Below are 12326 nucleotides of genomic sequence, written 5' to 3' on the forward strand. Positions count from 1 at the left end.
ATATAATGGAATTTATGAAGAAGGTAAAAATAGTAAATTAACATATGATATTTATCAAAATTTCATATATAAAGATATTGATAAATTAATTAATAAATTTAAGGATCAAAAGAATAAAAAAGGTGTTCAATATATTTTATCTGATAATAATGGAAACTATGATTATATTAAATATAATTTAAATAATAAAAAAATACATAAATCTACTCCAATTTTAGATAAAAATAATAAAAAATTAAATAAAGTTGAAAGTAAAGATATTAAAGAAGGTGATATTATTATATATGGTAAAAATAATAGAAAAGCTAAGATACAAAAAATAGAAAATATCGATGGTAGTGATATGGCAACATTAGTTTATATGGATAATAATGAAATAGTGGAACAACCAGTTGATATAAATCTATTAAAAAAATTAAATTAAAATGAAAAATATAAAAACATATAAATTATTTATTGAAGGATATGAAGAAATTATGAAAGATATGGATTCTTCTGTTGATATTAAACAAATTGAAAACGCCGAAAAAGAAATTCAAAAGTTAAAAGATAATATAGAGCAAAAAAATGAAGAACTAAAAATAAAACTTCAACAATTGGAAGATTTCCAAGTTGATACATTAACAGATGATAATGTCGAAAAGATTGATAATAAAAAGAAAGAAATAGAAGAAACAATTGAGAAGATAAAGGATGATATAGAGAAACATAAAGAAACAATAGAAGTTTTTAAGAAAAAAATAGAAGATTTAAAATCAAATGAATAATAAGAAAAAGATACAAGAACAACGAATTAGAAACATCAAATCAAAATATTATTCAAGAATAAAAAGTTTATTCAATAAATCTCTAGGAAAAGATGGTGATGTTTTTTCTAAAATTGATGAAATAGATAATTTAATAAAAGAATGTGAGAAAGAAATTAGATTATATAAAAATGAACACCCATCACATATTCAAACATTTGAAAGTTTTACAAAATAATTTTTACAAATGGCATCTAAAATAGACCAAGCATTTATTGATAATTTACAAAACTTTACTAATGCACTAGAAGGTATTGTTGAATTATTAAAAGATCAGGCGGATAAAGGAGATTTGATAAATAAAATGGCTTCTGCTATGGATGGTGATAAAATATCCAAAATGACAGAAGATATTAAAAATATATTAGATGTATCTAAAAAAGTAGATGATAGGACAAAAGAAATATTAAATGAAATTAAAGCAGCCAGAAAACAAAAGGAAACTGGTATGTTTGAAAAAATACAAGATAAAGATAATAAGAAAAAAATTGTTGATGGTGTAGGAGTTATAATGTTAATTGCTGGTGGTGTTTTAGCAATTGGTATGGCTTTTAAAATAATAGGTAATATTGATTTCTTATCCGTAGTTGCATTAAGTGCTGGCATATTAATGATATCACATGCATTTGCTAAAATTGCAGAAATTAAAGAATTAACACCCAAAAAAGTTTTATATACTGGACTTGCTGTTATTGGTATTGCGGCTGCTGTAACGATATCTAGTTATATATTACAAAATTTTAAACCTATGAGTGGATTACAAATGTTCTCATTTGTTATTGTTAGTACTGCATTAGGGGTGGGTGCATATTTTATAATGAAATCATTAAATTCTTTAAAATTAGATAGTCCAAAAGATATAGCAAAAATATTATTATTACCATTGATATTACCTGCTATTGCTGGTGGTATAGTATTATCTAGTTTATTATTAACGTATATGCAACCGGTTAGTTTTATGCAGGCAATATCAGCAATATTTGTCGGTGCTATATTAGCTGTTGGTTCTATTGCTATAATGTTTATAATGAAAGCTACTAAAGGTGTTAATCCATTGCAAATGTTAATGACAACTGCATTAATCCCTTTAATTGCTGGTGGTATTGTATTATCTTCTATTATACTTCAATATTTTGAACCAATAAAGAACCCAATCGATCTTTTAATTGGTTCAGCAGTTATTGGTTTATCATTGTTGGCTTTTACTCCTACCGTATGGATATTAGGTAAATTGCCAATACAAGCAATGTTAATTGGATCATTAGGCGTTATTGTTGTATCAGCAGCTGTTATGATTTCATCATGGGTATTAAGTGTTGGTAATTATAGTAAATATCCAGATTTAAAATGGGCATTAGGAGCAGGTTTAAGTGTATTATTATTTAGTTTACCTATGTTTACATTGGGTATGTTGATGTTAAGTGGTGTTGGTGCAATTGCTTTAGCACTTGGTATAGGTGCAATTGGGATTGTATCCGCTGGTATAGTTTTAGCATCTGAAATATTAAGAAAAGGTAAATATGATGTATATCCTGGTTTAAAATGGGCATCAGGTGCAGGTTTATCATTATTTGCTTTTGGTACAGGTATGGTTATGTTAGGTTTAATACCATTTGCTGGTAAAATATTAAGTAGGGGTAATGAACAAGTACAAATGGTAGCAAATGCCATAAAAGATGTATCTTTTATTTTAGCTGGTGGTAATTATACGGGCGGTCCAACAAAAGAATGGGCAGAAGGTATTGGATTATCATTAAGTGCTTTTGCATATGCAGCGTCAGTATCAATGGAAGGTAAATCATTATTTTCATCTGGTAATTTAAATACTGATAAATTTAGAGAATTTATGGTATCTATTGCTAGTGGTATGATAGATGTTGCAAAAGTTTTAGGAAATTATGATTGGAATGATAAACACCCAAGTAAAGAATGGGCAGAAGGAGTTGCTACATCACTAGTTCCTTTTATAGATGCATATGATTCTATAAGTCAAAGAAAAAGAGCAAAAAATGAATCTTTTGGAATTTTAATGAAAGATATCGCAACATCTATGGTAGAAGTAGCAAATATTTTAAAAGGTGGTGATTTTACAGGTGGTCCTGATGAAAATTGGGCAAATGGTATATCAAAATCATTAAATGCATTTACCGAAAGTATAAGTAATATAGATGACAAAAAGGTTAAAGTTATTAAAAAGTTTTCAGACGCAATTAAAGACTTAGGTGAAAATATAAACAAATTAAATCAAAGAGGTATAGATAAACTTAATAATTTATCAACAAGTGTAAAAATTATATCAGTTATTGATCAAAATAAATTAGATGAAGTATTAGATATATTAGAACAAAGAAAAAAAGAATTATCTAATATTATTGAAAATCAACCAAGAAATATAGTAGATACAACAAAACAAAAAATAGCAGATATAATAAACCCAAAATCAGAATCAGAAGATAATTCTATATTAGAACAAGCTCAAATGAATAAAAAATTTGATATGATATTAGAAAAATTTGATATTCTATTAGAATTAATGACAAAACAAAATGCAGCATCTGATGTTGGATTAGAAGATGATGAACCTACTAAATAATTTTAAACTAAACCCATATTTTTAAATATATAAATAAAAAAAATTCTTATGCTTAAAAAGATAAAATATTTTTATTTATATCTAAAAATTTTAAATATAAATAAAGATAAATTAAAAATAGAACATGATCTATCTATTGATTGGGTATATAGACTTTATAAAACTTATAATCTAACAGAAATAGATATAGAAAACACTAAAAGTTTAGGACCAAAATATTTTAATGATGTTTTAAAAAAAGAAATAAATAGAATAGATAAAACATTTATTGAAATAGGATTAAGTGAATTAATCGGATTAATGGAAGTTATTGAACTTAATGATAATCAAGTAGGAATGGCATTTAGATTTAAATTTTTTAATACTGCTAAATTATTTAAAAGAATAATATGGTTATTGTTATATTTAATTGGTGGATTAATTGGATTTTTATTTTTTTCATATTTGGGAATTGGGATTGGACTTTTATCAATTTTTATAATATACTTAATCACAATAATATTTGTATAAAAAATAATTTAAATATATGATTAAAACAGACCAGTATTACGAACTAGATGATGAAATTATTGATTTTTTTAAAAAAATCGAACAAGAATTTGTGTTTGCGATTGACTTCAATTATACGTTTCAATCCAATAATAAACAGAAAAAATTAATACAAATAAAAAAGATACCAGATAATTATGCGGTTTTATTAAATAGTGAGATATTAGTTACTGTAAATGATACTTTATTTGATAAATTAGATGAAGAAATAAAAACTATTTTATTTGAACAGGAAATAGATAAAATAATTCCAAATTTAGAAAAAGGTACATTTTCAATTACTCAACCTACTTTAAAAACATCAACAGGTATAGTTAAAAAACACACTTATGAAAAAGTCGAAAGAGCAAATGAAGTAGAACGAATGTTAATCAAAGGATCAGATAAGGAAGAATAAAAATTTTTAAAAAATAATTTAAAATATGATCAAAAAACAAATTGAGCAAAAATTAAGAAATTATTCACTAGTTAAGATATAACATTAATAATTGCTATAATGGCTTTGGGTATTAGTATATGGTCGCTATCCATATCATATAGTGTTAAAAAAGAATTAAATTGGTTAAATAATAAACAAGATTATGTTATAGAAGGTTTAATGTTTAAAGATTTTAATATGGATAAAAAAAATAATGATTAAATATGAGTGAAGATAAAAAATTTAAAGAAGTATTAGATAAAGCTAAAGAATTAGAAAATATAGACTTTAAAAAAGTTAAAGATTTTAATTATGATGAATATTATAAAACAATTGAAGAAATAGCTAAGAAAAATAATACATTTAAAAATGAGGAAGCTGAAAATTTAATAAAAAATGACAATGGTGTATTATTAAATATTGACTTTTATAATGAATTAAATAAAAAGAAAGAAACCATTTTAAATTTAATTAGAAAGTATGATCCAAATACAGATATTATTAAAAATATGTCTGAACATGATGTGGATAAAGTATATGCGATATCTAATTATTTAGTTAATTCATATATTCAATATTTAAATGAAATGACATTTAATTTTGAATTAAAAGTAGAAGAATTAAAATTTTTAAATAAAATTTTAACAAATGTTATTGAATACAATGGTGATGATGTATTTAATTATGTTGAATTATATGAAAATTTTTGGCAACATGTTATGACTGAATATGAGTCTGATAAATCAAAAGATGTTTATGTTTTTAAAGTAAGTATTAAAAAAATATTAATTTTACATCATTTGATAAAGAATTATAAAGTTAGAGGAATAACAAATGAATTTAAATATTTTAGAAATATTTTATATAAAATTGCACAAACAAATAAGTTATTTAATGCCTACAATATCATTGTAGAAAGAGTTAAAGATGATTGTAAATTATGGGGTATTGCTTTAGATGAAGTTCTTTCAAATAAACAGAAAGATAATAAAGTAGAAGATATAAAAGAAATAACAGATACAAAACAAGAAAAAAAGGAAGTTTAAAACTTCCTTTTTCTTTTAATACAAAATTATTGTGATGATTTATATGTTTCTCCTAATACATAAGCACCAACAAACGGTGTTAATGCACCGAAGTATGTTGATAAATCTATTAAAGGTAAAGGTTTTAATATTGAAAAAACACCAACAATAGTCCATAATAATATAACTATATATGTTAATATTTCTCTTTTTGATGAATTTCCTGATTTGAATACTGTTGTTTTATTAGATTTTCTAGCAGATTCTCCCCATACATAAGCAATAATAAAACCAGTTAATGATATAAAATATACTGACAATGTTTTAAAATCATTTACACCATTAGTATTAAAATACATTAATGATGCAAAAAATATCCATAAAAATATAACTATAAAACCAAAAGTAATCTTTTTGAATTTATTGGTATTGGTAAATTCATTTATGATTTTAATTTTTTTAAAATATATTTAACATCATATTCTTTAACTTCATGTTCATTTGTATCCTTATTTATAATATCTAATAATACTAAATTACCCTTTAACCCAATTATTTGACCTGTTATACCATCAATTTCAATGAATTTACTTGATCTTAAAATATCATAAGGGTTTCTCATAGATTTATTAGGTAAATTATTAAACATTGGTTTATTTTTATCATCCTTTGTTCCTTTTATATGATCATCATTAAAATCATTTAAATTTAAAATATCTTTATTATTTTTTGATTCATTTAAGAAATCATTAAATTTTTTAATCATTTTTGTATTATTCTTTTTTAGATAATTCATCATAAATGGAATTGATTAAATTATTAATAGATTTATCAGATATATTTGTAGTAAAATTAACTAATGATTTAATTAAATTTATAATTTTATTTATATCTTTTGTATCCAAATAATAATTGTATATATTTGTATCTTTCCATATATAACTTTTATTATTCTTTATATTATAAAGACTAAAAGATATTAATTGTTGTCTATGACCTGTATATATATCAAATGAAAAATGAACATTATATCCATCTTCTTTTACATTTATTATTGGTTTTACTATTATTTCAGCATCTATTTCTTGAATACCTGATGATGTTTTATAATAAACCTTAATATCTTTATCAGGTAAAATATCATCAATGACTTCAACTATTCTTTTTTGGTATTCATTTTCACCTTTTTTGAAATCAATGGGTTCATGTATATTTTTTTCATTTAAGAAATCATTAAATTTTTTAATCATTTTAGTTATTTTTATTTTTTAGTCTTCTGTATTATTATCATCATCAGATACTAAAGTCATTTTACCACTAGGTGCAACATCTATTATTCTACCATCTTTTAATTCATATCTATTAAAAAAATCATTAGGTGATTCTATTTGTTTTGCTCCCTCTACTTCTTCTTCTGTTAATTGATCAGAAATATCAACTGATTCATTTATTTTAGATGATTTTTTAGCTTTCTTAATAATACCTTTTTTTAAACCTTCTGGTAATTTTCTTTGTTTTGGTGTTAAATATTTTTCTTCATCACTTTTATTAATATCATTCTTTTTATCTTTTTTATCATCTTTCTTATCATCGTCGCAGTCATTGCATTCTTCTTTATCTTTTTTATCATTTAATTTTTTACCGGATTTTTTCATTTTTTTAATAATTCCTTTCTTTAATCCTTCTGGTAATTTTCTTTGTTTTGGGGTTAGATATAATTCTTCATCATTCTTAGATTCATATAAAAAAGAATCATCATAATCAATACCTAATATATTAAATATATCTTCATATACACTAGCTAATCCATTCCTTTCTACAAAATATATCAATTTTTGTTCCCATGTTGTAGCTTCTAATAAATTATTATCTTCTGCAAATGATTTAATATCACTTTTTACACTTTCTGATTCTTCTCCTTCAATAATTGAGATTATGTCATTAGTATATCCATAAATATCCATATCATCTAAGATTTCGGTTATTTCATTAATTTGCCATTTTTTTAATTTTTTATTTGATTCAAATAATTTTTTATCTTTTGATTCGTATACTGTTTCATTGAATGCGTTTTCTATCATATCTTCAGTTGCTCCAATAAAAGATAATGCTTCTTTTTTATCACTATCTGACATCTTTCTAAATGTTACAAGAACATCATTTGTTTCTTCTAAATCATATTTAGACATTAATTTATATAATTTATCAAATCCGTCCTTATTAATATCATAGTTTTCTGGACTTTCATGTAAATCAATAAATAATTCTTCCATTTCACCAATAGGTTTATCTATTTCAAATTCAGGTTTTTTAGATTCGTTTATTGATTCTTTTAAGTTACTCCTTTTTTTAAAATCGGTAAATCTAGATAATTTCTTAATATTAGATGGTTGTGTGGATGCAGCAGCAATTGATTTATTATTAGCATCATTTTTGGAGAAATGTTCCCATGTATCTATTTCTCTTTTACTACTAAATGGATTATCCATATAATAAGCATTAGGCATTTTATTCTCTTTATATTTACTTGTGGTTCTTACTTTATGTTCTATATCACCACCTTCACTATCAATTGTTCTCTTCAAATTTTGAAGTTGCTTTTTAGTTCTATCTCTTAATAGAGATTCATCTATTTTATTATTTCTTTTCATTTTTTCTTTTTATTTTTTAATTATATATAAAAATCTAATATTAATATTTAATATATATTAAAAAATATAATTAATAATTATGAAAAAAATTAAGTCTTTTAAAAATTTTATAAAAGAAAATTTAGAGTTAGCTGAACCAAAAGTTAAACCAACTACAAAACCTACAACTAAACCAACTACAAAACCAGGTAGACCATCTCCATTTAGAAGAGATAAACCATCTGTTATACCAAAACCAAAAGCTACTGATAAACAAGTTGCTGATAAATTTCTTAAATTAACAAAAGGAAACAAAGAAATTGAAAATTACTTAATGAAAAAATATTCTAAAAATATTACCGAAAAATTTATGGGTAGTAAAGGAAATGAAAGAATATCTATTGATTTAAGAGGACCAGAAGGCAATGCTTATGCGATATTAGGATTAGTGAATAGATTATGTAAACAATTAAAAGATGTTGATCCTGAAAAATATGATAGTGAAAGAATAACAAATGAAATGATGTCAGGGGATTATAAAAATCTTGTAAATACATTTGAAGAATATTTTGGAGATTATGTTGATATATATAATTCAGATGTTCTTGATGAATATTAAAAATAATATAAAAAATAAAATAAAATAATGAAATTAAAAAAGTATAAAGAAATATTTGAAGAAGCAGATATTAAAGATGCTCTAGATGATGAATATTTAAAAAATGTTGAAAGAAAAGCTCGTCAACAATACGGTTATGGTCCATCTCGTCAAGAAATGATGGAAGCAATGGATTTAATAAATAAAATATCAAGAATTCAAAGAGGACATGAGAAAGAATTAGAAGAAATTGGAATAAATGTACTTAAAAAACATTATCCTATTTTAAATGATATTGAATTAGATGTTAAAATAGTTAATCCTGATGATGAAGAAAAAATGGAAATGGCTCAAAAAATGATGGATGATGATCAAGAAGAAATGAATTTTGATGGAAATGAAGATTATGGACCAGATGCACCACAAGATGAAATAAATAAAAGAAAAATTATTAATAATTTAATGCAAGGTGAATCACAAAATGTACATCCAATGCTTTTTGATTGTAAAGAAGAAGTAGATAAAATTAGTACTGAACTTATTAATCTTCATATGAGACATCTTGAAATTAATAAGAAATTTGATTGGTTTGATCAAGTATCATTAGAAGAAATGATGGAACAAGCACCACAAATGGTAAATGCAATGGAAACTGATTATGAAGAAGATGAAGAAACAGGTGATACAAAACCAAAAATTAAAGCAAGAGTACTAGATTTAGTAATGCTAATACATGAAGTAGTTAAAGGTATATATGAACTTATTGCCGCAAAGGCAATACCAGAAGATTCAGTTATGGCTAATAAAATATTATCAAAAACTGATAGTTTAAAAGATGAGCAACAAGATATTCGTTATGGACCATATATTGCAGCCGATTTAAGAAATTATTTAAACGAACATTTTGAAAAAATAATGATTGGTTATCAAGGAGATAATGTAAAGGAATTAATTTATGGTGAATTGGTTATGTTGCCGGCATCAGAATTTATTGACGTTATTAAAGGAATGTTAAGTAATGATACAACTGTTACATTAAGAAAAATTAAAAAAATAGTTGACGATGTTGTTAATGAAATAGATAATTATTATAAGAAATCAACAATGTCTGAATTTGAATATGAAGATGATGAAGATATTTTAGATTTACCAGTTAAAGAAGAACCTAAAAAAGAATTAACTGATAAAGATTATAAGAATATGGGACAAAATGAATTAAATTACCAATTAAATTTAGCTATAGACAATGGAGATTTTGAGTTAGCTAAAAAAATATCAGAATTTATAAAAGATTAAAAATAATAAAATATTATGAAACATGTAAAATCTTTTGATAATTTTAATAATGAATGGATTATAGAAGAAAGTGAAACTGAAATAATAACACTTTCATTAAATGAAAGTATTGATCAGGTTAAAAAAGTTGATGATGGTATAATATATAGAGGAGAAAAATTTACAGGTTATAATAAACCTAAAAAATATACAGGTAAAGGAAAATTTAAAAAAAGAGTTTTGGCTAAAGAAGGTGATAAAATTAAAATCCTAAACTATGGACATAAAGATTATGAAGATTATACAACACATAAAGATAAAGATAGAAGAAAAAATTTTAGAGCAAGACATAATTGTGATCCAGTTAGTAACTTATCGAAATTAACAAAAAGATATTGGGCTTGTCAAGATTTATGGTAAAAACAAAAACCACTTAAATATTAAGTGGTTTTTAATAAAATAAAAATTATTTAAAAGGAATTTCATTTTTTAAAATATCTTCTATATTTTGATCATATCTTATTCTTATAAGTTTAATATTATTATTTTGACAGTATTCTGTTTTAATTTGGTCTCTTAATTGTCTAGTCATTAAATTTTTTTTATTTTTTTCAAATCTATATTTCTTAAAATGTTGCTCACCGTCATATTCGACACATATATTATAATTTGGTAAATAAAAATCAAATTTTAATTTTCTTTTATATTCACATCCTTCAAACATTTTTTGTGATTCATATAGAATATTATTTTTTTCAAAAAATGATTTAATTATCTTTTCATTTTTACTTAATTTACATTTTGGGCAACCAGAACCATTCATATGATTTTGCGCATTTTGTTCAAATTCACCATGTTCATCACAAATTATTTTAATTTTTGATGTTAAATTTATTAAATTTACTAAAGAATAATCATATTTAAAATCGTGTTTTAAATTACATCTGTTAATATATTCATCTCTTATAATTTTATTATTTTTAGCACATTTTGGACATCCAGAACCATTAATATGATCAATTGGATTTTGTTCAAATATACCATGCTCTTTACAAATAATTCTAATTTTTGTTTTTGCATTTATATAATTTACCAAAGAATAGTCATATTTAAAATTATGTGTAATATTAGACTTTTTAATAATATAATCATTATCTCTTTTTAATGTTTTAGAACATAAATAACAACCATGACCACTTAAATGATCATCTGGTCTTTGTTCAAATACACCATGTTTATGACAAATAATTTTAATTTTTGTTTTATTATTAATATAATTCATTAAAGAATAGTCATATAAATTATTATGAACCTTATTAAAATCATTAATAACCTGCTCTTTTGTTTTTCTTTTATTTGACATAATAATTATATATAAAAAATCCCTCTTTTTAAGAGGGATTTTTGAGCAAAGACACCGGAATCGAACCGAACCCTATTTACTGGAAGTAAATCATGCTACCGCTACACCATTCTTGCATTTTGTATATTACATATATTATATATCAGTTAAAAAGTTTAATTTTTTTTCAATATTTTCATTATATTTTATCCTTATTAATTTAATATTATTATTTATACAATATTCATTTTTTATTTGATCTCTTTTTAATCTATTTTCAAAATCATCTTTTTTATCAAAAAATTCATTTATTATAAAATGCTGTTTACCATCATACTCTATACAAATATTATAATCAGGTAAATAAAAATCAAATTTTAAATTTCTTTTATATTTACAACCTTTAAAATATTTTTGATAATCATATTTTATACTATTATATTCTAGAAATTTTCTTATTTCTTTTTCTCCTTTTGATTCATTACAAATAGGACAACCTTGTCCTAATAAGTGTTTGGCAGGTGTTTGTTTAAACATACCGTGTTTAGGGCATATTATTTTTACTTTTTTTATATTATTTATATAATTAACTTGACTATAATTATAATAATTATTATGAATAATATTAAATCTTAATATAACATCTGATTGTTCTGAAGTCCTGTTTTCATTATAACAAATAGGACAACCATTTTTCTTAATTATATGATTCTGTGGTGTTTGTTTAAATATACCGTGTTTAGGGCATATTATTTTTACATTTGTATGTGCATTTTTATAATCTACTAATGAATAGTCATAAAAATTATTATGTATTATATTTGATTTTAATTTAAATGTTATGTTGGTATATTTTTTATTTTTACTACAATATGGACATCCACTGCCCATTAAATGATGATCTGGTCTTTGTTCAAAAACATTATGTTCTTTGCATATTATTTTAACTTTAATTTTAGAATTTTTATAATCTACTAATGAATAATCATATCTATCACCATGTATTTTATTAAATTGATTGATAATTTTTTCATTACTTTTCATTAAAACAAATTTTCATTTTATTTATATATTTATTTCAAACAATCAT

The 12326-nt window shown here is 23.0% G+C and carries 16 protein-coding genes and 1 tRNA gene; 10 read left to right on the top strand and 7 right to left on the bottom strand.

What is annotated here, in order from left to right:
* The 7 genes from RBR25_RS06635 to RBR25_RS06665 all read left to right on the top strand — a co-directional run.
* The coding region (locus tag RBR25_RS06635) for a hypothetical protein (protein ID WP_432818761.1) at positions 1-424 on the top strand (424 nt) is incomplete at its 5' end.
* A 1-nt stretch (position 425) separates the two neighbouring features.
* A complete protein-coding gene (locus tag RBR25_RS06640; protein ID WP_432818762.1) occupies positions 426-767 on the top strand; it encodes a hypothetical protein in 342 nt (113 codons plus the stop codon).
* Positions 760-984, top strand: a complete 225-nt coding sequence (locus RBR25_RS06645; protein WP_432818763.1) for a hypothetical protein — start codon at positions 760-762, stop codon at positions 982-984. The genes RBR25_RS06640 and RBR25_RS06645 overlap by 8 nt, the downstream gene beginning before the upstream one ends.
* 9 nt (positions 985-993) lie before the next feature.
* Positions 994-3399, top strand: coding sequence for a hypothetical protein (locus RBR25_RS06650; RefSeq protein ID WP_432818764.1), 2406 nt, complete (start codon positions 994-996; stop codon positions 3397-3399).
* A 48-nt stretch (positions 3400-3447) separates the two neighbouring features.
* Positions 3448-3909, top strand: a complete 462-nt coding sequence (locus RBR25_RS06655; protein ID WP_432818765.1) for a hypothetical protein — start codon at positions 3448-3450, stop codon at positions 3907-3909.
* 16 nt (positions 3910-3925) lie between these two features.
* A complete protein-coding gene (locus tag RBR25_RS06660) occupies positions 3926-4345 on the top strand; it encodes a putative metallopeptidase (RefSeq protein WP_432818766.1) in 420 nt (139 codons plus the stop codon).
* Between the two features lie 245 nt (positions 4346-4590).
* Positions 4591-5412 carry a hypothetical protein gene (locus RBR25_RS06665; RefSeq protein ID WP_432818767.1) on the top strand — a complete coding sequence of 274 codons (822 nt, stop codon included), beginning with the start codon at positions 4591-4593 and terminating at the stop codon, positions 5410-5412.
* 26 nt (positions 5413-5438) lie between these two features.
* On the opposite strand, the gene RBR25_RS06670 is transcribed toward RBR25_RS06665, so the two are convergent.
* The 4 genes from RBR25_RS06670 to RBR25_RS06685 all read right to left on the bottom strand — a co-directional run bounded on the left by RBR25_RS06670 (position 5439) and on the right by RBR25_RS06685 (position 8042).
* On the bottom strand, positions 5439-5750 hold the full coding sequence (locus tag RBR25_RS06670) for a hypothetical protein (protein ID WP_432818768.1): 312 nt from the start codon (positions 5748-5750) through the stop codon (positions 5439-5441).
* A gap of 83 nt (positions 5751-5833) precedes the next feature.
* A complete protein-coding gene (locus tag RBR25_RS06675) occupies positions 5834-6157 on the bottom strand; it encodes a hypothetical protein (RefSeq protein ID WP_432818769.1) in 324 nt (107 codons plus the stop codon).
* 7 nt (positions 6158-6164) lie between these two features.
* On the bottom strand, positions 6165-6641 hold the full coding sequence (locus tag RBR25_RS06680; protein WP_432818770.1) for a hypothetical protein: 477 nt from the start codon (positions 6639-6641) through the stop codon (positions 6165-6167).
* Positions 6642-6659: 18 nt separating this feature from the next.
* Positions 6660-8042, bottom strand: a complete 1383-nt coding sequence (locus RBR25_RS06685; RefSeq protein ID WP_432818771.1) for a hypothetical protein — start codon at positions 8040-8042, stop codon at positions 6660-6662.
* 79 nt (positions 8043-8121) lie between these two features.
* Here RBR25_RS06685 and RBR25_RS06690 point away from each other — a divergent pair, with 79 nt between their 5' ends.
* Genes RBR25_RS06690 through RBR25_RS06700 form a run of 3 tightly spaced genes read left to right on the top strand, consistent with a single transcriptional unit; the run spans position 8122 to position 10314 of the window.
* Positions 8122-8640: a hypothetical protein gene (locus RBR25_RS06690; RefSeq protein WP_432818772.1), complete on the top strand. Its 519-nt coding sequence runs from the start codon at positions 8122-8124 to the stop codon at positions 8638-8640.
* Positions 8641-8667: 27 nt separating this feature from the next.
* Positions 8668-9915: a hypothetical protein gene (locus tag RBR25_RS06695; RefSeq protein ID WP_432818773.1), complete on the top strand. Its 1248-nt coding sequence runs from the start codon at positions 8668-8670 to the stop codon at positions 9913-9915.
* 15 nt (positions 9916-9930) lie between these two features.
* Positions 9931-10314 carry a DUF5754 family protein gene (locus RBR25_RS06700; protein WP_432818774.1) on the top strand — a complete coding sequence of 128 codons (384 nt, stop codon included), beginning with the start codon at positions 9931-9933 and terminating at the stop codon, positions 10312-10314.
* Positions 10315-10360: 46 nt separating this feature from the next.
* Here the strand turns inward: RBR25_RS06700 and RBR25_RS06705 are convergent, their stop codons facing one another.
* The 3 genes from RBR25_RS06705 to RBR25_RS06715 form a co-directional block, all read right to left on the bottom strand.
* Complete coding sequence (locus tag RBR25_RS06705) at positions 10361-11257, bottom strand: hypothetical protein (RefSeq protein WP_432818775.1); 897 nt, start codon at positions 11255-11257, stop codon at positions 10361-10363.
* A gap of 44 nt (positions 11258-11301) precedes the next feature.
* Positions 11302-11373 (bottom strand) — tRNA-Gly (locus RBR25_RS06710).
* Positions 11374-11392: 19 nt separating this feature from the next.
* On the bottom strand, positions 11393-12280 hold the full coding sequence (locus RBR25_RS06715; protein WP_432818776.1) for a DUF723 domain-containing protein: 888 nt from the start codon (positions 12278-12280) through the stop codon (positions 11393-11395).
* Positions 12281-12326 lie beyond the last annotated feature (46 nt).

This window comes from Trichloromonas sp., assembly GCF_034006665.1.
Classification (GTDB): Bacteria; Desulfobacterota; Desulfuromonadia; order Desulfuromonadales; family Trichloromonadaceae; genus Trichloromonas.

Excerpts from the sequence above, each read along its gene's own strand:
- RBR25_RS06640 (WP_432818762.1), top strand. The coding sequence starts at position 426 with ATGAAAAATATAAAAACATATAAATTATTTATTGAAGGATATGAAGAA.
- RBR25_RS06645 (WP_432818763.1), top strand. The coding sequence starts at position 760 with ATGAATAATAAGAAAAAGATACAAGAACAACGAATTAGAAACATCAAA.
- RBR25_RS06650 (WP_432818764.1), top strand. The coding sequence starts at position 994 with ATGGCATCTAAAATAGACCAAGCATTTATTGATAATTTACAAAACTTT.
- RBR25_RS06655 (WP_432818765.1), top strand. The coding sequence starts at position 3,448 with ATGCTTAAAAAGATAAAATATTTTTATTTATATCTAAAAATTTTAAAT.
- RBR25_RS06660 (WP_432818766.1), top strand. The coding sequence starts at position 3,926 with ATGATTAAAACAGACCAGTATTACGAACTAGATGATGAAATTATTGAT.
- RBR25_RS06665 (WP_432818767.1), top strand. The coding sequence starts at position 4,591 with ATGAGTGAAGATAAAAAATTTAAAGAAGTATTAGATAAAGCTAAAGAA.
- RBR25_RS06670 (WP_432818768.1), bottom strand. The coding sequence starts at position 5,750 with ATGTATTTTAATACTAATGGTGTAAATGATTTTAAAACATTGTCAGTA.
- RBR25_RS06675 (WP_432818769.1), bottom strand. The coding sequence starts at position 6,157 with ATGATTAAAAAATTTAATGATTTCTTAAATGAATCAAAAAATAATAAA.
- RBR25_RS06680 (WP_432818770.1), bottom strand. The coding sequence starts at position 6,641 with ATGATTAAAAAATTTAATGATTTCTTAAATGAAAAAAATATACATGAA.
- RBR25_RS06685 (WP_432818771.1), bottom strand. The coding sequence starts at position 8,042 with ATGAAAAGAAATAATAAAATAGATGAATCTCTATTAAGAGATAGAACT.
- RBR25_RS06690 (WP_432818772.1), top strand. The coding sequence starts at position 8,122 with ATGAAAAAAATTAAGTCTTTTAAAAATTTTATAAAAGAAAATTTAGAG.
- RBR25_RS06695 (WP_432818773.1), top strand. The coding sequence starts at position 8,668 with ATGAAATTAAAAAAGTATAAAGAAATATTTGAAGAAGCAGATATTAAA.
- RBR25_RS06700 (WP_432818774.1), top strand. The coding sequence starts at position 9,931 with ATGAAACATGTAAAATCTTTTGATAATTTTAATAATGAATGGATTATA.
- RBR25_RS06705 (WP_432818775.1), bottom strand. The coding sequence starts at position 11,257 with ATGTCAAATAAAAGAAAAACAAAAGAGCAGGTTATTAATGATTTTAAT.
- RBR25_RS06715 (WP_432818776.1), bottom strand. The coding sequence starts at position 12,280 with ATGAAAAGTAATGAAAAAATTATCAATCAATTTAATAAAATACATGGT.